Origin of the sequence: Streptomyces sp. NPDC087310 (assembly GCF_044744405.1) — a bacterium.
Lineage (GTDB): Bacteria > Actinomycetota > Actinomycetes > Streptomycetales > Streptomycetaceae > Streptomyces.
Map to the genome: position 1 here is coordinate 152,562 of NZ_JBIUYF010000003.1, position 20,562 is coordinate 173,123.

The 20,562-nt window shown below is 71.0% G+C and carries 19 protein-coding genes, 1 tRNA gene and 1 pseudogene; 10 read left to right on the forward strand and 11 right to left on the reverse strand.

Annotated features, from left to right (window positions below; all coding sequences use genetic code 11):
* Positions 1-28: 28 nt before the first annotated feature.
* From ACIO3P_RS11190 to ACIO3P_RS11210, 5 genes and pseudogenes are all read right to left on the reverse strand, one after another.
* Positions 29-2,227 carry an acyl-CoA dehydrogenase gene (locus ACIO3P_RS11190; RefSeq protein WP_401848968.1) on the reverse strand — a complete coding sequence of 733 codons (2,199 nt, stop codon included), beginning with the start codon at positions 2,225-2,227 and terminating at the stop codon, positions 29-31.
* Positions 2,228-2,369: 142 nt separating this feature from the next.
* Positions 2,370-3,761, reverse strand: coding sequence for a beta-ketoacyl-[acyl-carrier-protein] synthase family protein (locus ACIO3P_RS11195; RefSeq protein ID WP_401848969.1), 1,392 nt, complete (start codon positions 3,759-3,761; stop codon positions 2,370-2,372).
* On the reverse strand, positions 3,745-4,698 hold the full coding sequence (locus ACIO3P_RS11200; RefSeq protein WP_329827606.1) for a beta-ketoacyl-ACP synthase 3: 954 nt from the start codon (positions 4,696-4,698) through the stop codon (positions 3,745-3,747). Before ACIO3P_RS11200 ends, ACIO3P_RS11195 begins: the two co-directional genes overlap by 17 nt.
* 291 nt (positions 4,699-4,989) lie before the next feature.
* Positions 4,990-5,169 (reverse strand): annotated as a pseudogene (locus tag ACIO3P_RS11205) (3-oxoacyl-ACP synthase); the annotation flags it as partial.
* Positions 5,170-5,291: 122 nt separating this feature from the next.
* Positions 5,292-7,643: a germacradienol/geosmin synthase gene (locus ACIO3P_RS11210; protein ID WP_401848971.1), complete on the reverse strand. Its 2,352-nt coding sequence runs from the start codon at positions 7,641-7,643 to the stop codon at positions 5,292-5,294.
* A gap of 182 nt (positions 7,644-7,825) precedes the next feature.
* Between ACIO3P_RS11210 and ACIO3P_RS11215 the strand changes: the two genes are divergently transcribed.
* Together ACIO3P_RS11215 and ACIO3P_RS11220 are read left to right on the forward strand one after the other, a co-directional pair.
* Positions 7,826-8,440 carry an HhH-GPD-type base excision DNA repair protein gene (locus ACIO3P_RS11215; RefSeq protein ID WP_329827485.1) on the forward strand — a complete coding sequence of 205 codons (615 nt, stop codon included), beginning with the start codon at positions 7,826-7,828 and terminating at the stop codon, positions 8,438-8,440.
* 149 nt (positions 8,441-8,589) lie between these two features.
* Positions 8,590-10,137, forward strand: coding sequence for a M28 family peptidase (locus tag ACIO3P_RS11220; protein WP_329827605.1), 1,548 nt, complete (start codon positions 8,590-8,592; stop codon positions 10,135-10,137).
* A 74-nt stretch (positions 10,138-10,211) separates the two neighbouring features.
* Here the strand turns inward: ACIO3P_RS11220 and ACIO3P_RS11225 are convergent, their stop codons facing one another.
* The 3 genes from ACIO3P_RS11225 to ACIO3P_RS11235 all read right to left on the reverse strand — a co-directional run bounded on the left by ACIO3P_RS11225 (position 10,212) and on the right by ACIO3P_RS11235 (position 12,162).
* Entirely contained in the window at positions 10,212-10,991 is a 780-nt protein-coding gene (locus tag ACIO3P_RS11225) for a VOC family protein (protein WP_401793824.1), read from the reverse strand.
* Between the two features lie 135 nt (positions 10,992-11,126).
* Positions 11,127-11,258 carry a DUF397 domain-containing protein gene (locus ACIO3P_RS11230; protein ID WP_329827482.1) on the reverse strand — a complete coding sequence of 44 codons (132 nt, stop codon included), beginning with the start codon at positions 11,256-11,258 and terminating at the stop codon, positions 11,127-11,129.
* A complete protein-coding gene (locus tag ACIO3P_RS11235; RefSeq protein ID WP_401848973.1) occupies positions 11,215-12,162 on the reverse strand; it encodes a Scr1 family TA system antitoxin-like transcriptional regulator in 948 nt (315 codons plus the stop codon). Before ACIO3P_RS11235 ends, ACIO3P_RS11230 begins: the two co-directional genes overlap by 44 nt.
* An 878-nt stretch (positions 12,163-13,040) precedes the next feature.
* On the opposite strand from ACIO3P_RS11235, the gene ACIO3P_RS11240 reads away from it, so the two are divergent.
* A complete protein-coding gene (locus ACIO3P_RS11240; protein ID WP_329827479.1) occupies positions 13,041-13,343 on the forward strand; it encodes a type II toxin-antitoxin system VapB family antitoxin in 303 nt (100 codons plus the stop codon).
* A gap of 125 nt (positions 13,344-13,468) precedes the next feature.
* Entirely contained in the window at positions 13,469-14,092 is a 624-nt protein-coding gene (locus tag ACIO3P_RS11245) for a LytR C-terminal domain-containing protein (protein ID WP_401793820.1), read from the forward strand.
* Positions 14,093-14,164: 72 nt separating this feature from the next.
* Here ACIO3P_RS11245 and upp read toward each other — a convergent pair whose 3' ends face one another.
* Entirely contained in the window at positions 14,165-14,800 is a 636-nt protein-coding gene (upp, locus tag ACIO3P_RS11250) for a uracil phosphoribosyltransferase (protein WP_329827476.1), read from the reverse strand.
* Between the two features lie 149 nt (positions 14,801-14,949).
* Between upp and ACIO3P_RS11255 the strand changes: the two genes are divergently transcribed.
* The 5 genes from ACIO3P_RS11255 (at position 14,950) to ACIO3P_RS11275 (ending at position 17,475) form a co-directional block, all read left to right on the forward strand.
* On the forward strand, positions 14,950-15,174 hold the full coding sequence (locus ACIO3P_RS11255) for a hypothetical protein (protein ID WP_329827475.1): 225 nt from the start codon (positions 14,950-14,952) through the stop codon (positions 15,172-15,174).
* Between the two features lie 234 nt (positions 15,175-15,408).
* On the forward strand, positions 15,409-15,960 hold the full coding sequence (locus ACIO3P_RS11260) for a hypothetical protein (RefSeq protein WP_329827474.1): 552 nt from the start codon (positions 15,409-15,411) through the stop codon (positions 15,958-15,960).
* Positions 15,961-16,443 carry a tRNA adenosine(34) deaminase TadA gene (gene tadA / locus ACIO3P_RS11265; protein ID WP_329827473.1) on the forward strand — a complete coding sequence of 161 codons (483 nt, stop codon included), beginning with the start codon at positions 15,961-15,963 and terminating at the stop codon, positions 16,441-16,443. It abuts the gene before it with no gap.
* A 56-nt stretch (positions 16,444-16,499) separates the two neighbouring features.
* A tRNA-Ser gene (locus ACIO3P_RS11270) sits at positions 16,500-16,584 on the forward strand.
* Positions 16,585-17,229: 645 nt separating this feature from the next.
* Positions 17,230-17,475 (forward strand): hypothetical protein, encoded by a 246-nt coding sequence (locus tag ACIO3P_RS11275; protein WP_329827472.1) that lies wholly within the window; start codon positions 17,230-17,232, stop codon positions 17,473-17,475.
* 277 nt (positions 17,476-17,752) lie between these two features.
* Here the strand turns inward: ACIO3P_RS11275 and ACIO3P_RS11280 are convergent, their stop codons facing one another.
* Positions 17,753-18,484, reverse strand: coding sequence for an SDR family oxidoreductase (locus ACIO3P_RS11280; RefSeq protein ID WP_401848976.1), 732 nt, complete (start codon positions 18,482-18,484; stop codon positions 17,753-17,755).
* Between the two features lie 95 nt (positions 18,485-18,579).
* On the opposite strand from ACIO3P_RS11280, the gene ACIO3P_RS11285 reads away from it, so the two are divergent.
* On the forward strand, positions 18,580-19,437 hold the full coding sequence (locus tag ACIO3P_RS11285) for a LysR family transcriptional regulator (RefSeq protein ID WP_329828336.1): 858 nt from the start codon (positions 18,580-18,582) through the stop codon (positions 19,435-19,437).
* Between the two features lie 35 nt (positions 19,438-19,472).
* Here the strand turns inward: ACIO3P_RS11285 and ACIO3P_RS11290 are convergent, their stop codons facing one another.
* Positions 19,473-20,429, reverse strand: a complete 957-nt coding sequence (locus ACIO3P_RS11290) for an SDR family NAD(P)-dependent oxidoreductase (RefSeq protein WP_401848977.1) — start codon at positions 20,427-20,429, stop codon at positions 19,473-19,475.
* Positions 20,430-20,562: the final 133 nt, after the last annotated feature.

Below are 20,562 nucleotides of genomic sequence, written 5' to 3' on the forward strand. Positions count from 1 at the left end.
CTCAAGGCACTCAAGGGGCCCAAGGGGCTCAGTGCGGCAAGTTTCTCAAATTGTTGATAAACCTCAAAAGCCGATGGACAATACGAAATCGATCTGATACGGGCATGGCAGGCGGCGGCGACTGCCGGCAGGCCGCGCACCGCGACAACGCCTCCGGTACGGTCCACGCGCCCTCCGGATCGTCGTACGCGTCGGCGTACCCGGCGCCGGAGATGGGCCGGTCGGCGAGCATCTCCTCGGGCAGTGCGAAGGATTCGACCAGGGTGGTCGCGTACGTGGCGAGTTCCGCGATGAGTCGCTCGATCATCTCGGGGAGTTCGTCGAGCTGACGGGCCGTCAGCAGACCATGGGCCAGCAGGTCACCGCTGTTCCGGTCGATCCACTGGAGCACGAAGAGCCGGTGCAGCGAGCGGAGCAGGGCGGGCGCCGAGCCGGGCGCGGAGACGGATACGGACCCGGCCTCCACGCCCGGCTCCGTATCCCTCAGCTCCCGTTCCCACAGCTTCCGTTCCGCCGCCGTGTACGCCTCGGCCGCCCGCCGGTACGCGTGCGCCTCCACGGCGCGCAGCGCGGCGCCGGACGCCGCGTTCCATCGGGCGAGGGGGTCGCCCTGCGGCGCGCGGCCCATCCGGCGGCGGGCCCGGTCCAGCCACAACTGCTCGACCGCCAGCAGGAGATCACCCAGATGGCCCGTGTCGGACAGCTCCAGGGAGACGTAATTCGCGTCACATTCCACCGGATCCGCGCCCGGATCGGGGGTCCCCGCCGCGTCCTGCCCGGCGTTCCGATCCGCGTCCTGCCCCGCGTCCCGATCCGGGCGCGGATCCGCGTCCCGATCCGCCGTGGGATCCTGCGCCGCCCCCGCCGCCGCCCCCGCCCCCGGCTTCCGCTCCGGGGTCCTCGCCGAGAACAGCAGCTCCGCCGCCGCCTTCGCGTAGATCGCGGTGTTGTCGCCCTCCGCCGTGATCGCGCCCTCGATGTTCGCCAGCATCTCGGTCATGCCGTTGTGTTCCAACAGCCCCTGGGCGCCGCACCGTTCACGGCACTCCACGATGATCTCGCGGGCCCGCCAGGTGATCCACCCCTTGGCGACCGCCACCAGCCGCTCGGTCTCGCCCCGGTTGGCCTCCGTACGCGTCTCCCACGCGTCGACGACCGTACGGTGCAGCAGTGTCATCGCGAAGACCGTCGCCAGGCCCCCGGTCAGCGGCCCGTGGTGGCTGCGGTGCGCGAAGACGGGCACCCGCTCCACCGCCCGGGGCCCCGAGATCAGCCGGTGGCCGCCGTACCGTACGGCGAGCGCCAGCGCGACGCGCGCCCCGCCGAGGGCGCCCGCGCTCATCGAGAGCTTCCCGGCGGTGACCCGGCCGATCGAGGCCAGGAAACGCCGCCTCCGGTTGGCCTCCGCGCTGCTGAACGCGCCGTCCCCGGTGACCCGGCCGAGCTGCCCCCGTACGCCGCCCAGCAGCGCGTCCCGCCCGACGAAGACCCGGTCGAAGGAGGTCACGCAGTGGTCCAGCGGGCTGCCGAACCGCTCGGGCAGCAGCCGCACCCGCACCCCGGGGAGCGTGCGGGAGCCGTCCGTCAGGGGCGTCAGGAAGAGGAAGACGCCGTGGTCGGCCCCGTCCACCAGCAGCCGGGCGGCCACCACCCCGCTCTTCGCGCCGCCCGTGGTGCTGGTGTTGGGCATGAACTTCTGCGCGCCCGCGTGCGGCGTGTGCAGGACGAAGCCGTCCCTGACCCGGTCGTACGTGGCCGTCGTCTCCAGGGCGACCGCGTCGTTGCCGTGGGCCACCTCCGTACAGAGGAAGGTGCCGATCCGGCGCAGCGTCAGGAAGTCGGCCAGATCGCGCTCGGCGGCGCCGGGGTCCCCGTCTGCGGCGTGGTCGTGGTCGAGCAGGCTGCCGAGGAAGAGGTTGTAGTGGATCCCCGCCACGGTCGTGAAGGACGGGTCGATCGGCCCCAGCCACTCGTGCAGCGCCGCGACCCCGCGCGGGTCGGCGGCCAGCTCCGCCGGGCTGTCGATCGCCCCGTTCACGGCCCGCAGCCGTTCGTACGCCAGGGACAGCCGCTCCGGGGGTGTCGCGTCCGGGCGGCTGCGGAAGAGGCCGTCGGCGGCGAACCGCCGCCATGGTCCGTGCTCCCGCTCGAAACCGTCTCCGTACAGCACGCGCGTCAGCCGCCTCGCCGTCGCCTTTCCCGCGTCCACGGCACCGCTGTTGATCATTACGCTCACCTGAGAAGAACGAGCGACGGTTGATGAAGAAACGACTTTGCCGCACTCCGGGCCACAAGACATTCGTTCGGCCGATCCGCTCCGCGCGCCCGTCACCAGCGCGTTCCTCACGTTCCGCACGCCCCGTACCCCGTCAGGCCCTCTCGAACGCCAGCGCGACGTTGTGCCCGCCGAAGCCGAAGCTGTGGCTGACCGCGCTCCGCACCCGCTGCCGGCGCGCCTGCTTCGTCACACAGTCGAGGTCGAACTCCACCGCGGGCGCGTCCAGGTTGGCGATCGGCGGGATCAGCCCGTGCTCCAGCGTCAGTACGGTCGCCACCGCCTCGATCGCCCCCGCCGCCGCCAGCGTGTGCCCCACCACGCCCTTCGCCGCGGTGACCGGCGGCCCGTGCGGGAAGACCCGCTCGATCAGCGACGCCTCCATGGCGTCGTTGAGCGGCGTGGAGGTGCCGTGCGCGTTGACGTGCTCGACGTCGTGCGCGCTCCACCCCGCCTCCCGCAGCGCCGTCTCCACCGCCACCTGCGCGATCCGGCCGTCCGGCGCGGGCGCCGTCGGATGGTGCGCGTCCGTGCTCGCGCCCGCGCCGGCCAGCAGCGCGCGCGGCACCCGGCCCCGGGCGCGGGCGTCCGCCTCCCGTTCCAGTACGAGCATCCCGGCGCCCTCCCCGATGACGAACCCGTCCCGGTCGGCGGCGAACGGCCGCGACGCCCCGGCCGGGTCGTCCGTACGCGTCGACAGCGCGCCCATCCGCGCGAACGCCGTCACCACCAGCGGGGTCAGCACGGACTCGGCGCCCCCGGCGACCACCACGTCGCACTGCCCGCCGACCAGCAGGTCGCGGGCGAGGATCAGCGCGGTCGCCCCGGAAGCGCAGGCGGTCACCGGGGCCAGGCTGGGCCCCCGGGCCTTGAGCGCGATGGCGACCTCGCCGGCCGCCGCGTTCGGGATCATCATCGGCACCAGCAGCGGCGAGACGGACTGCGGCCCGTGCGCCTGGAGCTTGAGCGCGTTGTCGGCGAGTACGGAGACCCCGCCGACGCCCACCCCGAGGACCACCCCCACCCGGCCGCCGTCCCAGGTGGCCGGGTCGAGACCGGCGTCAGCGACCGCCTGCCGCGCGGCGATCAGCGCCAGCTTCACGAACCGCGCCATGCGCCACACGGAGCGCCCGCCCACCGCCGTGTCCACGTCGAGCACGCTGTACGACGGGGCGTGCGGGGCGTGCGGGGTGTGCGGGACGTGTGCGGCGTACGGGGTGCCGGGCGCTGTGTCGTACGGCGCCCCGCCCGCCCCCGGATCCATCTCCGGGTCCGCCCCCGGATCCACCTCCGGATCCGACGGGTCGCCGATCGCGCACACGAAGTCGACCGGCATGCCCGCCAGTTCGGGCCGCCGCCGGGCGACGGACCGTCCCGCGCACAGCCCGGCCCAGAAGGCCGGTTCGCCGATGCCCGCGGGCGTCACCACCCCCAGCCCGGTCACCGCCACCCCGGCCCGCGCCACCCGCTCAGCCGTCCCCGTCATGATGCGTTCCTTCCCATGGTGCGTACCTTCCGTCGAGAGGCGCGGCCCGTACGGTTCCGGGCCAGGTCAGGGCCGCCGTCCCCCAGGTGAGGCCGCCGCCGAAAGCGGTGAGCAGCACGCGGTCGCCCGCGCGCAGACGCCCCCGCGCCGCCGCGTCCGCGAGGGCCAGGGGGATGGAGGCCGCGCCGGTGTTGCCGACGCGGTCGAGGTGGGTGACGCAGCGGTCAGCGCCGATCCCCACCCGGTCGGCGACGGCCCGCAGGATGCGGGCGTTGGCCTGGTGCGGTACGAAGTGGTCCACCTGGGCCGGGTCCCAGCCCACGGTGCCCAGCAGGGTGCGGCAGGAGGCGGTCATCCGCTCGACCGCGTGCTGGTAGACGGCCCGGCCGCGCATCCGGAAGTACGCGTCGCCCCCGGCGGCCGGACCCGCCGTGTCGCTTCCGGCGGCCGGGTCGGCCGGCCCCGCCCGGTCCGGGGAGCCGGCCCGCTCGGCCGCCGGGGGCGACGGGTCCGGGGGCCGGGCCTGGGCGCGGGCCCGTGAACCGCCTCCGGCCACGGTGATCAGCTCCCGTCCCGAGCCGTCGCTGCCCAGGTCGAACCCGAGCAACTCGCCAGGGGAACCGGTTCTGCCGGCGCCGATCAGGGCCGCCCCCGCGCCGTCCCCGAACACCACGCCCGCCGCGCGGTCCCGTGGGTCCAGCCAGGTCGAGTATGTGTCCGCGCCCACCAGCAGCACCCGGTCGTAGAGCCCGGACACCACCAGGCCGTGGCAGACCGCGAGGCCGTAGACGAAGCCGCTGCACACGGCGCCCAGATCGAAGGCGGGCACGGCGCCGAGCCCCAGCCGCGCCGCCAGTTCGGGCGCCGTCGCGGGGCAGGGGTGGTCGGGGGTGGCGGTGGCCAGTACGACGGCGTCCACGACATCGACACCGTCCACGGCCCGGTCCACCGCCGCACCACACGCCGCGCGTACACAGCCGACCCCGAGGCCCCCGGCGCCTCCGGGGCCCCCGGACCCCCTGGCGCCCCCGGAGCCCTCAGAACCCCTGGCACCCCCGGAGTCCCTGGGGCCCCTGTGGAACCCCGAGCCCCCGAGGCCCCCGTGGAACCCGGAGCCCGCGAGACCTCCGTACGCCCCATAACCACGGTGTGCCCCGGAGCCCTCACGCGCCCCGGAACCCCCCTGGGCCACGCCCCCACTCACGCCCCCACCCACGCCCCCGTCGCCGATCAGCAGGCGCGCCGCCTCGTACGCGAGGTCCCCCGTCGCGGTCCCCGGCCCGGCGCGGTGGCGGGCCCCGATGCCCGTTCGCCTGCGGACCCACGCGTCGTCCACACCCCACGCGGCGGGCAGCGCGTCGTTACGGACCGGCTCGCCCGGGACCCATCCGGCGACGGCCTCCAGCACCGCCGTCCGCGCACCCCGGGCTCCCCGGACCTGCCCGCTCGCCACTCAAGGGCCCCCCATCCGGTTCACGTTCGCCGTCGACCACGTCGACCGGATGTCAAACTCCCTGCCGGGCAGGGGGGTTACTGCGCCATTTGGGGGACAGCCGACGCGGGCGCGGGACGCACGGCACCGACGGTCGGGGACCACCCCGGGAACCGGACGCGCGTCGCCGAGACACCGAGACCGGTCGGGACCGGAGGAACCCAGCGCGTGGTCCCGGCCCGCTCCTCCAGCAGTTCGTGCTCCTTGTAACGCTTGCACCCGTGATGCCAGTTGAGGATTCCGGAGAGCCAGTTCTCCAGCTCCTTCACATAGCCGTCGAGCACCCGCCGCGCGTCGTCGTCCAGCGCGAAGTCGTCGTACAGCACGGGCAGTTCGTTGGCCACCACGTGCTGGAACTGACGCATCCGCGACTTCATCAGGTCGTCCACGATGGCGAGCGCGGTCGGGTAGTCGCAGTTGAAGAAGTTCTGCACGACGAGCACGCTGTTGTGCACCTCGCCCTCGAACTCGATCTCCTTCTGGTACGAGAAGACGTCGTTGAGCAGACACGCGTAGTCCTGCGCCGCGTTCTCCAGGGACTTCATCGGCCCCGTGCGGTAGACCGCCGGCGGCACCTGACGGCCGTGGCTCAGCCGGGACAGGGACATCGTCATGTCCGAGCCGAAGGTCGCGCGGCGCATCTCCATGTAGTCGACCGGGTCAGGGATACGGTTCTGCACCTGGTTGGCCAGCTCCCACACCCACGACGCCGTCATGTCCTCGACCGACGTGCGGAACGTGCGCCGCGCGGACTCCTCCATGGGGCCCGCCGTACGGACCCACAGATCGGCCAGCCCGCGCTCCAGCCCGGTGGCCGGTGGCGGGGTCGGGGACAGGTCGACCGGCATGAAGAGGGCCAGCCGTTCGTTGCACGCCTTCGCGCCCGCGAGATCCCGCGCGTTGCCGTACACGACGGGGAAGTAGTCGTCCCCGTACGTCCCCCACGCCAGCCAGTCCGACGTCAGGTCCAGCTCCTCCGGGGTGGCGTCCGGATGGATACCGGCTGAGCAGAGTGGCAGATCGATTCTGCGCAGCCGTTCCTCGTCCCAGACATCGGAACCGGGCACCCCCGGCTGCGCCTCCAGGATGCCCATCCGGTGGGCCCACTCGGCCACGTGCTCGCGCGAGTGGGCGAGATGCGGGCTCAGCGAGAGCGCGAACGGCATGTCGAAGTCGGGCAGCACGGAGGGCCCGACGCGCTGGTAGGGGACATGGCTGTGGCTGCGCACCCGCGCCTGCGCGCCCGCGGCGATGCTCCGGGGGGTGATCGTCCCCAGCCCCATGGCGCGCGCGATGTCGGCGGCGGTCGTCCCGAGCCCGACGGGGGTCATGGAGAACCCGGGCCACCCAGCTCCGGCACCGGCCCCGGCAGCAACCACCCCGGCGCCTCCGCCCTCGCCCACCCCGTTCATGTAGCGGCTGGAGCGCATGTGCCACTCGTGGCCGCCCGACTGCCAGTCCTGGAGCCCCTTCACGTACGCGAGCGTGTCGGCGCACTCCTGCGGGCCGAGCCCGCGCTCCGCGAAGAGCGGCCCCAGCTCGGTCAGCGCCGTGTTCTCGAACTGCTGGACACGGGAGGTCAGCAGGTCGTTGACCGCGTACGCCGCCTCCTGCGTCGTACAGCCGAGGAAGGTCTCCAGGACGAGCACGCCGTTGCTCAGCTCGCCCTCCTCCTCGATCTCCCGCTCGTACGAGAAGAGGTCGTTGCGCAGATGCACCGCGTCCGAGAACGTCTCCTTCAGCACCCGCAGCGGCCGGGAGTCCGCGACGGCGGCGGGGACTTCGGCGTTCGCCGCGTACTCGACGAGCCCCGCGGACCAGGGCGCCCCGCCCACCTTGCGGCGCATCTCGATGTACTCGACGGGGTTCGCGACGCGCTCCGCGTTGATGTTCGCCAGTTCCCAGTCGGACTCGTTGAGCAGGTTCTCCGTCGACTCGGCGAACCGCTCGCGCCAGGCCAGGGACATGCTCGGGACCGTACGCGCCCAGAGGTCGGCGAGCCCCGCCTCGACGGGGTTGGTCGGCTCGGGGAACCCGGCCGACAGGTCCATCGGCATGAAGGCCGCGAGCCGTTCGAGATACGCCTTGCCGCCCTCGCGGTCCTGTGGCCGTTTGTAGACCTCCAGGAAGTGGTCGTCGAAGAAGAAGACCCACACATACCAGTCGGTGACCAGCGACAACGCCGGTCCGTCGCAGTCGGGATGGGTGTACGAGCAGAGCAGCGCGTAGTCATGGGAGTCGAGGTCGTGCTCCTCCCAGACGCCCGAGCCCTCCAGCATGCCCATGTCCCTGGCCCACTTCTTGGAGTGCTCCCTGGCCTCCTCCAGGTGCGGATTGAGTCGGGCCGGATACGCCAGGTAGAAATCCGGCAGTTCAAAGGGGTGCGTCACGGGTGAGCGGCCTTTCACGAAACATGAGCGATGCAGACCGCCCGGCGATACGGGCGGTCTCAGCCTGCACCGCGATCTACCCGTGCCCCTGCTCGCCCATACGGACCACAAAATAGTCATATGAGCACATCACCAGCGCGTGTTGTCCGCGCGTCCCCGCGGCCCCGGGTGATCATCGGCCCATGAGCACCACAATCCGGCTCGCACAGCAGCCCGAGGCCGACGAACTGCTCGGCCGCAGCCCCCTGGCCGCCCTGGTCGGCATGCTGCTCGACCAGCAGGTCCCGATGGAGTGGGCCTTCTCCGGCCCGTACACCATCGCCGTCCGCATGGGCGGCGACGACCTCGACGCCCAGGCGATCGCCGCGTACGACCCCGACGCCTTCGCCGCCCTGCTCTCCGACAAACCCGCCGTGCACCGCTACCCGGGGTCGATGGCCCGGCGCGTCCAGCAGCTCTGCCAGTACCTGGTCGAGCACTACGACGGCGACCCCACGGCGGTCTGGCGCGATGTCGCCACCGGTACGGAGCTACGGGACCGGCTGAACGAGCTGCCCGGCTTCGGGAAGCAGAAGGCACAGATCTTCCTGGCGCTGCTGGGCAAGCAGTTCGGGGTACGGCCCGAAGGCTGGCGCGCGGCGGCGGGCGCGTACGGCGACCAGGGCGCCTACCGCTCGGCGGCGGACATCACGGGCCCCGAATCGCTCGCGAAGGTACGGGCGTTCAAGCAGGAGGCCAAGCGCGCGGCCAAAACGGCGAAGTCGGCGAAAACGGAGAAGTCGACCAAGGGGCGCTGATCCACGCGGAGTACGGGATCGACCGGAACGTTCCGTGACCTGCGCCACATCTGTTCCCAGAAGACGCGGCGCTCGCTACTTTTCTCCGACATTCGCTCACATTCGTTCGCACCGGAAGGACCCTTGTGAACGCAACGTCCCGCAGACTCATGGCCGTAGCGACCGCCACCGCGCTCGCCGCCCCGCTTCTGCTCTCCGCCTCCTCCCCCGCAGCCGCGCGAGCGCACGACCCGGCGAGGGAAGCCGCGCGGAACGCCGCGAAACTCTCGAAGAAGCTGGTGCGTTCGGCCTCCGCGAAGGACGCGTACCGGCATCTGGAGAAGTTCCAGCAGATCGCCGAGGAGTCGAACGGCAACCGCGCGGCGGGCACGACCGGCCACGACAAGTCGGCCGCCTATGTGTACGGCCAGCTCAAGAAGGCCGGTTACAAAGTCTCGTACGACACCTTCGACATCACCTACATCGAGACCCTCGCCGAGAAGCTGACGGTCACCGCGCCGACGCCCCGCGACGTCACGATCACCGCCATGTCGTACACCAGGTCCACCCCGGAGGGCGGTGTGGAGGCCGAGTTGGCCGCCGTACCGCTCGACGCGACGACCGGGTGCGAGGCGGGCGACTACGCCTCCGCCGACTACACCGGCAAGATCGCGCTCATCCAGCGCGGCGGCTGCGCCTTCGCCGACAAGCAGCGGGAGGCGGGCGCCGCGGGGGCGATCGCCGCGGTCATCTACAACAACACCGAGGGCTCCCTCAGCGGCACGCTCGGCGGCCCTGACGCCGGAGTGATCCCCACCGGGGGCGTCACCAAGGAGGCGGGCGAGGCGCTCGCCGCCGACGTGGCGGCCGGCCCCGTGACGGTCTCCCTGGACGTACGCCAGCTCCAGGAGGAGCGCACCACCCGCAACGTGATCGCCGAGACCAGGGGCGGCAGGTCCGACCGTACGGTGATGCTCGGCGCCCACCTCGACTCGGTCACCGAGGGCCCCGGCATCAACGACAACGGCTCGGGCTCCGCGGGCCTGCTGGAGGTCGCGCTCAAGCTCGCCAGGACGCATGACAAGCCGGCGAACAAGGTGCGCTTCGCCTGGTGGTCGGCGGAGGAACTGGGCCTGCTGGGCGCCGAGTCGTACGTCGGAAAGCTCACCGCCCAGCAGCGCGCGGACCTCTCGCTCTACCTCAACTTCGACATGATCGCCTCGCCGAACCACGCCCAGTTCGTCTACGACGGCGACGACTCGGACGGCGAGGGCGCGGGCGCGGGACCGGAGGGCTCGGCACAGATCGAGAAGGGCATCACCGACTTCCTCGACAGCAGAAACGTTCCGCACGAGGGAACGGACTTCGACGGCCGCTCCGACTACGGCCCCTTCATGGACGCGGGCATCGCCTCGGGCGGCACGTTCACGGGCGCGGAGGGCATCAAGTCGCAGGAGCAGGCGAATCGGTACGGGGGCGAGGCGGGCGTGGCGTACGACCCGTGCTACCACGCGGCCTGCGACGACCTCTCCAACATCAGCATGCGGGCCTTCGACATCAACGTCGACGTGATCGCGAACGCCGTGGGCACGTACGCCCATGACGTCAGCTCGCTGAAGAAGCCGGCGACGGCGCAGTCGGCACAGTCGGCGCAGTCGGCGCAGTCCGCCAAGAAGGCGGCTCCGGCACGCGACAAGGGCCACACACCGGCCTCGTAGCCGCTCGAAAAACAACAGGGCCAGGGCACGCCGCAAGGAAAAACGCGGCGTGCCCCACCCGTCCCCGGGAGCCCCTACCCCTGCGGCGGGGCGGGCCTGAGGACGGCGAACCGTGCGCCGAAGGGGTCGGCGAGGTGCGCCATGCGGCCGACGTCCGGCACGTCCGTGGCGGGCATGACGACGGAGCCGCCGTTGTCCCGCACCGCGGAGACCAGCGTGTCGGCGTCGTCGACGGCGAAGTACGGCAGCCAGCGCGACCGTTCGTCCCCCTGGACCGGGGCGACCCCGCCGAACGTGGCGTCCTCCTGCTCGCCCTCGCCGGTGGAGAGCACGGTGTACGTCATGCCGGGCATCGGAAACTCCTGGAAGCGCCAGCCGAAGACGGCCCGGTAGAAGGCGAGCGCGCCCGCGCCGTCGTCCGTGTGCAGTTCGGCCCAGCAGAGGGTGCCGCGCTCGGAGGTGGATTCGAGCCCGCGTACGGAGACGGGCTGCCAGACCGCGAAGTCCGCGCCCTGGGGGTCGGTGAAGCACGCCATGCGCCCGGCGTCCATCACATCCATGGGGTCGACCCGTACGGCGCCGCCGTGCCGCGTGACGGAGTGGGCGGTGGCGTCGGCGTCCTGGCTCTTGAAGTACACGGTCCAGGCGGCGTCGGCGCCGTTCTCGGTGAGAGGCCCGAGGGCCGCGACCGTCCTGCCGTCCTGCTGGAAGAAGCCGTAGCCCCCCGCGTCCGGGCCGGCCGACTGAAAGGTCCAGCCGAAGACGGCGGTGTAGAAGGCGGCCGAGGTGGCGATGTCGGGGCTGGCGACATCGAGCCAGTTGGGGGAGCCGGTCACGAATTCGGTGGTGAGCACGTCGTACACCCTGCCTTTCCTGCATTCCTGTATTCCGTGGCCATGCGGCCAGAGATTACGGCGGAATTGACCGGAAAGATGCCGCCGAAACGCCAGGAGGCCCGGTACGGGGGAACAGGAGGGACCGGAGGTGGATCAGAGGAGGGGTCTCTTGACACCCGAAAGGAAGGTGCCGAAGGCGCCGGTACGGAAAACGAGCACGGGCCCCTCGATGCTCTTGCTGTCACGAAGAGGAACGGATCCGGGGATACCGAGTCCTATTTCCACGCAGTTTCCGCCGCTGTTGCTGCTGTAGCTGCTCTTGACCCACGCCGCCGATGTCACATCGCGGTTCCTCATGGTGGTCATACCCTTCCATCGCGTCACGGAGCAGCGCGGCCGACTCGGAAGCGGACAGGGCATCCGCCCTGAGCACATCATAGGACTGGGCATGACGGGCGGTAACCGCCGGATCGTCGCTGAAGTGCCCGCGGTCGAGCGATTCCGAGTACACCCAGAACTGGCCGTCGGGCATGGTGATGAGCGACATGGACGTACTGGGGCGCACCACGCTCGGGGAGCCGGCCGGGACGACTTGCACACGAATGTTGGGCAGCTTCCCCACCCGGAGAAGATGCGCACACTGATTCCGCATGACGGCATTACTGAAGACGATGTTCCGGATACAGCTTTCGTCCAGAACGGCGATGAGCAGCGGCCCTCCGGTCGAAAGGAACCGGTGCTGCCGGCTGAGGCGCGCGCGGACCATGTCCTCCAATTCGTCGCCCGTGTAGACCTGGGCGAAAAGGGCGCGCGCGTACTCCTCGTTCTGCAGCAGTCCGGGCATCACCTGGTTCTGGTACTCCCGCAGGGCCACCGCCTGGGCATCCATGGCGGCGCGGCGCTTGAACCAGTCGGGGTGCTCCACCTCCGGATACCAGTCGATCCGGTCCCAGAGCTTGCGCAGGATCCCGCCGGTCCGCAGAACCGTGTCGCACGTGTCGGTGAACTTGTCGTCGGGAACGCGCGTCCCCGCCTCCACACGTGCTACGAACGACCGGTCACACGGAACTCTCTCCGCGAGTCCCGCCTGGGTGAGGCCGACGGAGTCCCGTGAATGCTTCAGCACTTCACCGAATACGGCCGCCGTACCGGCTGTCTTCTCCCCGCCTTCCGCATTGCGCCGCCCCATTTGGTCTTCCTTCCTCAGGTGACAGATCCTGTCTGGCACGCACACGGCGTTGCGCACCCGCCTGGCGCAGGGCAACGCTGGTCCCACGCAATGTAGTTGTATCGCCCCGAGGACGACAATGCGCAGTGATTCGAACTCAATCCCTATCCCCACACCGGAATTGGGCCCCGTCGTGGCGAAGCCGCTCGCACCTCTCCCGTCCCTTCATGTCCCCGGCACCTCCCCGGGCGCCCCCGCCGCCCCCACGGCTCTCACCGTCCCCATCGCGCGCACCGCCCCTCTCTGACCGTTCGGACCGTTCGGGCCGCTTTACGAATGACCGTTTCTGCGGAAACGGGACGAACTCCGCCGAGGAAAGGGGACCCCTTGCCCAGGGCGACCGTGCTGCTGTCGAAAATGGATTGCTGGTACTGCGAGGCGTGCTGGAAAAACAGCGTCGAGGCGGTACGCACCACACCGGACGGCACACGAGATCTTCTCTGCCTCGAATGCGCGCAGGGAAACTATCCGAGACGGGTCGACCTCTTTCCACCGCTGGGAATCTACGGGCTCATGCCGCGCCGGGTAAGAGTGAAAGTGCCCGCGCGCGACAGCGGACACGGCCACCCGGGCCGCCCGCCGCTCTCCCCACACCCGGGCCCGCACGCCCCACCCCACCCGCACCGCCAGTCCCCGCCGGGCACGCCGCCGGTCTAGGACGTCCGGCGGGCCGGCGACGGGCCGGCGCGCCGCAAGGCGGAGGGCCTGATTCCGCCGCCCCTCCACAGCCCTTCCCACCCGCTCCACTCTCGCTTCGCTCCCCCTTTGACACCGAATGCGACCTTTGCGCTCCTGCGCCATGGCTGCGCCCGGAGCCGCTTGCCCGGTAGGCTTTCCGTGTGATCTTCAAGCGCATCGGTAACGGGAGGCCGTATCCCGACCACGGCCGGGAAAGCACCCGGCAGTGGGCGGATGTCGCGCCGCGCCCGGTCCGCCTCGATCAGCTCGTCACGACGAAGGGTCAGCTCGACCTGGAGACGCTGCTCGCCGAGGACTCCACCTTCTACGGGGACCTGTTCGCACACGTCGTGAAGTGGCAGGGCGACCTCTACCTGGAGGACGGGCTGCACCGCGCCGTACGCGCCGCGCTCCAGCAGCGTCAGGTGCTGCACGCGCGCGTGCTGGAGCTGGACATGGGCTGACGGGGCCGGGTTCCGCAACCCGGAGTGGCTCTCACTGAGCCTTTCGGGCTCTTTAACCACCCCCGATCGCCCAAACGGTTGATCATTTAGTAGGAAACACACACGGCGCGCACTACGCTGCGCCCATGAGCATGCTCACTCCCCCCGGCATGGGCGGAAAGTACCGCATCACGGGGTCCAAGTACCCGCGTATGCGCCGCCCCCGTCACCGCCGCAGGATCGTGCTCGCGGCCGTCGCCGCCGTCGTCGCCCTCGGCCTGGCCGGCTGGGGAACGCTCCAGCTCATCGACGTCTTCTCCGGCGACAGCACGAAGACCACGACCGCCAGCGGCCGGACCACGCCCGACTGCAAGCCGTCCCCCTCCCCCACGACGCCCGCGAAGGCGCTCCCCAAGCCGGAGCAGATCACGGTCAACGTCTACAACGCGACCTCGCGGGGCGGGCTCGCCAAGACCACCGCCGACGAGCTGAGGAAACGCGGCTTCGTCATCGGCAAGGTGGGCAACGCCCCCGAGACGTACGACAAGAAGGTCCCGGGCACCGGGATGCTCCTCGGGGCGACGACCGTCTCGGACAGCGCCCTCACCGTCCTCGGGACCCAGCTCAAGGGCGCCACGCCGAAGGCCGACACCCGTACGACGAAGGACGTCGACCTGATCATCGGCTCGGCCTTCAAGACACTGAACGTCCAGAAGGACGCGGACCAGGCACTGGCCACGCTGAGCGCCCCGGTGACGCCGTCCTGCTGAACCGGCCGAAGGGGCGTTCCCTCCCCGCGGGGAGGGAACGCCCCTTCGCACCAAGCCCTACCGGACCGGGCCCTAGTCGACCGTGCCGTACATCCGGTCGCCCGCGTCGCCCAGCCCGGGAACGATGTAGCCGTTCTCGTTGAGCCGCTCGTCGACCGCCGCCGTCACGACCGTCACCGGCGTGCCCGCCAGCTCGCGCTCCATCACCTCGACGCCCTCGGGCGCCGCGAGCAGCACCACGGCCGTCACGTCGTCGGCGCCGCGCTTGATCAGCTCCCGGATCGCCGCGACGAGCGTGCCGCCGGTCGCGAGCATCGGGTCCAGTACGTACACCTGGCGGCCGGAGAGGTCCTCGGGCATCCGGGTCGCGTACGTGGACGCCTGGAGCGTCTGCTCGTTGCGGATCATGCCGAGGAAGCCCACCTCGGCGGTCGGGAGCAGCCGCACCATGCCGTCCAGCATGCCGAGACCGGCCCGGAGGATCGGGACGACCAGCGGACGCGGGTACGAGAGCTTCACCCCCGTCGTCCCCGTCACCGGGGTCTCGATGTCGACCTGTTCGGTCCGTACGTCCCGGGTGGCCTCGTACGCCAGCAGGGTGACCAGTTCGTCGGCGAGCCGCCGGAAGGTCGGGGAGTCGGTGCGCCGGTCGCGCAGGGTGGTGAGTTTGTGCGCGACCAGCGGGTGGTCGACGACGTGAATCCGCATGGCGTCCACAGTAACCGGGGGCCAAGGCATTACGCGCTGCCAGGAACGTACGGAATGCCGGGAACGGGCGGGAACCGGCTGGCATCAACCCCCGTGGGCGAGGGAAGGTAGAAGGGCCCAGGACACAGCCTTGAGGTGGTGAGGCGTCGATGAGTCCCCAGTCACCCTCGGGTCCGGAGCCCTCGGGTCCGGAGCCCACGGGCGACGGCAACGCTGACGGCGAGAGCGAGCCCGAGGCGGCCCGCCGCCGGCGCCGTGCGCAGTTCCTGCGGGAGCTGAACGAGGCCAAGGCGCTCCGCGAGCGCGTGAAGCCCCGGCAGGCGCGCGCGGCACGGATGCGCCAGCAGATGCGGATGCGTACGTTCCGCTGGTAGCCACGCGGAGCCACGCCCGGCCACGAGACCGGATCCCGGCGGCCTCCTGCCCGCCCCCGGACCCGGAGGAAGCCATCCTGCGACCGGGTCCGAACAGGGGGCCAATAAAATGGCGCCACGACGCAACGGCGGAAGACCTCTCGCGAAGCGCCGGTTTCTGCCACGATTCCGAGTAGGCGGCGCCGAGCAGCGCACCGCCGGACCGTCACACCTCTGACCAGTGGGAGAGTCACGGTGTACTTCGCCGCACTGCTCGCGCGCACCGAAGACGGGTGGGAAGCGAGCGATACAGAGCTCGACGATGTGGAGACCTTGTCGGATCTCACCGACCTGGCCCGCGAAGCCTCGGTGGACGAGGACACAGTGCTCGTCTTCATCGAGCAGGAGGACGCCTGGTTCGGCATCCTCCGCGTGGAGGGCGAGGAAGATCCTCGTATCTACGTCTCCGACGCGGCCGCGGCCGCACGCTCCTCGTACGGGGAGATCCTCATTGATGAACTGCTCGGCAGGGACGACGACGACCCGGCCGACGACCTCGACGCGCTGGACCTCGACGGTACGGAGGACGGCGAACCGGACGACGAGTACGAAGGAACCGATACCGACACCGACACCGACCCCCCCGCCACGGCCGCCGACACCGTGCCCACGGGCGCCGTCGGCGACCGCGAGATCCTGACCGACCTGGGCCTCTCCGAGGCCGATCTGCTGGCGCTGGAGACCGACGCGATGGCCGAGATCGCGGAGGCGCTGGGCGCGGCGGAAGTACTGGAGACCGTGCGCTAGATGGGCGAGTCCGACCCGGCGCCCGACCCGGTACGCGCACCGTGGCTCGCGCCCATGCGCCTCGCACTGGACGAGGCCGTACGGGCGGGCGGGTCCGGTGACGTACCGGTCGGCGCCGTCGTGCTGTCCCCGGACGGCACGACGCTCGCCACGGCCCACAACGAACGCGAGGCGACGGGCGACCCGACGGCCCACGCGGAGGTCCTGGCGATCCGCAGGGCCGCCGAAAAGCTCGGCGCGTGGCGCCTGACGGGCTGCACGCTGGTGGTGACGCTGGAACCCTGCACGATGTGCGCGGGCGCCATCGTCCAGTCCCGGCTGGACCGGGTGGTCTTCGGCGCGCTCGACGAGAAGGCGGGCGCGACGGGCTCCCTCTGGGACGTCGTACGCGACCGCCGCCTGAACCACCGCCCGGAAGTCATCCACGACGTCCTGGCCGAGGAGTGCGCCACGCTCCTGACCGCCTTCTTCCGATCCCGCTGACCCCCGACGGCCTATCGATTTCAAAGCACGGCCCACCGTGGGCTAAGCTCTCTCTCGGTAGCGTGTCCGAGCGGCCGAAGGAGCTCGCCTCGAAAGCGAGTGTGGGGAAACTCACCGAGGGTTCAAATCCCTCCGCTACCGCTCTCACACCCTCCTGACCTGCGGAAACGCGGCCAGGGGGGTGTTTTGCGTGCGGCACGTGCCGCACGGCACGAGAAGGCGACAGGAGCACAACTGGCGCCGTCCGGGCGGCGCGTTGTGCCTTCCCACGGAGGGATCTGCCCCTGCGGTCCCTCCGAGGGCATCCCCACAGCCCGGCCACGTAACCGGCGATCCCGTCCGCCATCACGACGCGCACCCCTTTGCCGAAACAGTGCCGAAGTGGCCATCTCTCAGGGACGTCGCTGGTCGGAAGGCGGTGTCAGCGCCGTGACCTGCGGTTCTTCTGGTGGTCTCAGGTCGTGTCGCTGAGGTGCCGTCTCAGGGGCGTGTCAGTTCCTCAGTAGGGGTCGGGGTCGTGCCAGTGGGAGGGGTCGGGCAAAGCAAGGGCTCCGGCCGGCTTGTGATAACCCCGTAACGAAGGATCTTGAGCCCTTGAAGCGTCATCCGAGCGTGTGGTGGGGTTCAGATGTCCGAAAAGATCTTGGAGCGCGGCGCTTCGTCGCGGCCGGACACGACTCCGGCCGACTGCGGGGCCGGTCCGATCCAGCCGCGCTCCGCGAGTAGCGGGCCCGTGCGCCGCAGAGGCGCACACCGCTGCACGTAGGCACGTAAAGGAGAGAAAACATGCGCAAGTTCCAGCGCGCAGCAGTCGCCGCCGCCGGCGTCCTGGCCTTCTCCGGCCTGGCCATCGGAGCCGCCCAGGCCGCCGACCTCCCCTTCGTCGAAACGCAGGGCGACGCCGCGACGGACTGCTTCACCCAGGAGACCCAGCGGCAGATGGACCAGGGAGCGGGCCGCCACGTCACGATCGTCCACTGCGAACGCGACCCCCAGAACCCGGGCAGCATGTTCGTCTTCTACCGGGGCTGAGTCACCGGGCGGGTCACCTCCGGCCCTCTCCACCGAGGCCACGGTCTCCTTGGCTGCGCGCACATCGGAGAACCGGACGCCGCACCCGCACCGGACGTTCCGTCGACGTGACGGACGAAGGCGGCTCCTCCACCCCCTGCGCGGGGGCGGAGGAGCCGCCTTCGTGTTGCTCGGTGCCCGGATCAACCGCTGAGCAGGCTGGTTGGAAGTGCCGACCGAGCCCACTCTCAGGAAAACCCCAGGTGAGACCGGTCACGCAAGCGGGTTGTCGTGTGCGTCACCAGGGCACTTCGCCCGCGTCCTCGAAGAACCTGCCGGTCGGGCCGCCGTCGGGCAGGGTCGCGAGTTTGACGGCGATCGCCGCGCCCTGTTCGGGGGTGCGCACCCCCTGGAAGCCGTTGAGGTCCGTCGCGACATAGCCGGGACAGCAGACGTTGATCAGGATGTTCGTGCCGCTCAGCTCCCGGACGTACTGGAGCGTGACGGCGTTCAGGAACGTCTTCGACGGCGAGTACGCCGCGAGCACCGGGCCCACCGTCCGCTCGGCGTCGGTTCCCGACTGCCGGGTGAGGGAGCCGACGCTGCTCGACATGTTCACGATCCGGGGCGAGGCGGAGCGGCGGAGCAGCGGCAGCATCGCGTTGGTGACGCGGATGACGCCGATCACGTTGGTCTCCACGACCGTCCGGATGGTGGCGGGGTCGACCTGGGTGGGTTCCTGTGGCATGCCGCCGGTGATGCCGGCGTTGTTGACGAGGACGTCGAGGCGCCCGGCCTGTTCCTCGATCAGGTGTGCGGCGGCGGTCACGCTCGCGTCGTCGGTCAGGTCCAGCGGTACGCCGAACGCGTCGACGCCGGCCGCGCGCAGTCGTTCCACCGCGGCGGTACGGCGCTGATCGTCGCGGGCACCGACACCGACACTCCAGCCCAGGGCGCCCAGGCCCTTCGCGATCTCGTAGCCGATTCCCTTGTTCGCGCCGGTGACCAGCGCAATCGTTCGTTCGCTCATGGGAACCATGCTTCCCCCGGCGCCCGGCGGAGGTCCAAGACCGATCGGGTGGACACCGATACCGTTCGGGTATTGACCCGGGGTAGCGTGGCAGCATGGAGACCCGGGAGCTGCGGTATTTCGTCGCCGTCGCCGAGGAGCTGCACTTCGGGCGCGCCGCGCAGCGCCTCGGGATCGCGCAACCGCCGCTGTCACGGGCGATCCGGCAGCTCGAACGCCGCCTCGGGGCAGCGCTGCTGCATCGGACCAGCCGCACCGTCACGCTGACCGAGGCCGGCTCGGTCCTGCTGGTCGAGGGCCGGGCGGCCCTGGAGGCGGTCGAAGCCGCCGAGCGCCGGACCCGCCGCGCCGCCCTTTCGCCGACCGGCAGTCCCGGCCTGGTCCTGGTCACGAAAGCCAGCGCCTCCAGCGAACTGCTGGCGGAGCTGCTCGACGTGTACGCCGCCGAACCGGGCGCGGTCCCCGTCGACGTCATCCTGTGCGGCCCGGCCGAGCAGGGGGGACTCCTGCGCGAGGGCCGGGCCGATGTGGCGCTGCTGCACCGGCCGTTCGACTCGACGGCCGGGTTCCACACCGAGGAGCTGAGGACGGAGCGCCAGGTCGTGGTCCTGCCGGCCGGGCATCCGCTCACCGCCCGGGACCATGTGCACATGGCCGACATCACGGGGTTGCCGGGCCTGCCCCTGCCACGCTGGCCCGACCCCGACGGCACCTACGCGCCCGGCCCCGGCCCTCAGGTCCGCGACCACGCGCAGTTGTTGCAGCTCGTCGCGCTCGGCCGGGCGTGCGCGGTCTCACCGGAGTCGTGCCGAACCCAACTGCACGATGACCTCGCCGCCGTGCCCGTACTGGACGCGCCAACGGTCACCACCCTGATCGCCTGGCCACCGCACAGCCGGTCCAGAGCCGTCGCCGACCTCATCCGGACCGCGACACGGCTCTGGTCCGGCTGACTCACTGACGCGGATGATCCTGCCGTCCGGGAGTCTCACCGGGTCAGGGACGCGGATACGGCCCAGAGACGTGCGGCGTTGTCGCGGTCGAGGGCGTAGGGGGCGACACCGATGGCGGCTCCGGCGCGCTCGGTGACGGGTTCGGCCTCGGCGCAGTCCTCGTAGTAGCGGCCGGTGACGCCGGCCACGGACGGGGAGGCGGCCATCAGGACGGAGGTCGCGGCACCCTGCTGGACGGTCTTGCCCGGCGGCAGGGCGAGTTCGCCGGCGGCCAGCATCCCGGCCACCGCCTCCATGTCGGCGTTGCGGGACAGGAGGGTGTCGCTGATGTTGCCCGGCATCAGGGCGTTGACGGCGATCCCGTCGTCGGCCCAGCGTTCGGCGGCGGCCACGGCGAAGTGGATGACAGCCGTCTTGGACTGGCCGTAGGAGGTCCACGGGTCGTAGGGGCGGTAGCGGTAGTCGAGGTCGTCGAAGACGACCGGGGAGAAGAGGTGCCCGATGGAGCTGACCGCGACGACCCGGGCGCCGTCCGCCGCCGCGAGCGCCGGGTGGAGGCCGGTGGTGAGGGCGAAGTGGCCCAGGTGGTTGACGCTGAACTGCCATTCCCGGCCGTCAGTGGTGCGGGCGATCTGGCGTGGCGCCATCACTCCGGCGTTGTTGACGAGGATGTCCAGAGGGCCGTCCCAGGCCGCCACGAACGCGGCCACCGTCGACCGGTCGGACAGATCGAGCCGGCCGACCGACAACTTTCCCGAGCCGGAGGGAAGTTCCGCCTCCAGGCGGGCCGCCACCCGCGCGCCCGCGTCGGTGTTCCGGACGGCCAGGGTGACATCGGCGCCCGCGGCGGCGAGTGCGCGGACGGTCTCCACGCCGATCCCGGAACTGGCTCCGGTGACCACGGCGCGCCGGCCGTGCAGGTCGACGCCGTCGATGACTTCGGCGGCAGTGGTGGTCGCACTGAAGGTGTGGGGAGTGCTAGGTGCGGACATGAGCTGTGTCTCCTGATGGGTGCGGTGATGGGTGCGGTGATCTGTGCGGTGCCGAGGACCACGTCATGCGCGGGTCATGCGTGGTCACTGTCGGATGAATTCGACGGTGGTGAGGTGCGCCGTCGGGGCTGAC

Bases quoted from the DNA above. Each gene is read 5' to 3' on its own strand.
- ACIO3P_RS11190 (WP_401848968.1), bottom strand. From the start codon at position 2,227: ATGATCAACAGCGGTGCCGTGGACGCGGGAAAGGCGACGGCGAGGCGG.
- ACIO3P_RS11195 (WP_401848969.1), bottom strand. From the start codon at position 3,761: ATGACGGGGACGGCTGAGCGGGTGGCGCGGGCCGGGGTGGCGGTGACC.
- ACIO3P_RS11215 (WP_329827485.1), top strand. From the start codon at position 7,826: ATGAGCACCACAATCCGGCTCGCACAGCAGCCCGAGGCCGACGAACTG.
- ACIO3P_RS11220 (WP_329827605.1), top strand. From the start codon at position 8,590: ATGGCCGTAGCGACCGCCACCGCGCTCGCCGCCCCGCTTCTGCTCTCC.
- ACIO3P_RS11235 (WP_401848973.1), bottom strand. From the start codon at position 12,162: ATGGGGCGGCGCAATGCGGAAGGCGGGGAGAAGACAGCCGGTACGGCG.
- ACIO3P_RS11245 (WP_401793820.1), top strand. From the start codon at position 13,469: ATGAGCATGCTCACTCCCCCCGGCATGGGCGGAAAGTACCGCATCACG.
- upp (WP_329827476.1), bottom strand. From the start codon at position 14,800: ATGCGGATTCACGTCGTCGACCACCCGCTGGTCGCGCACAAACTCACC.
- ACIO3P_RS11255 (WP_329827475.1), top strand. From the start codon at position 14,950: ATGAGTCCCCAGTCACCCTCGGGTCCGGAGCCCTCGGGTCCGGAGCCC.
- tadA (WP_329827473.1), top strand. From the start codon at position 15,961: ATGGGCGAGTCCGACCCGGCGCCCGACCCGGTACGCGCACCGTGGCTC.
- ACIO3P_RS11275 (WP_329827472.1), top strand. From the start codon at position 17,230: ATGCGCAAGTTCCAGCGCGCAGCAGTCGCCGCCGCCGGCGTCCTGGCC.
- ACIO3P_RS11280 (WP_401848976.1), bottom strand. From the start codon at position 18,484: ATGAGCGAACGAACGATTGCGCTGGTCACCGGCGCGAACAAGGGAATC.
- ACIO3P_RS11285 (WP_329828336.1), top strand. From the start codon at position 18,580: ATGGAGACCCGGGAGCTGCGGTATTTCGTCGCCGTCGCCGAGGAGCTG.
- ACIO3P_RS11290 (WP_401848977.1), bottom strand. From the start codon at position 20,429: ATGTCCGCACCTAGCACTCCCCACACCTTCAGTGCGACCACCACTGCC.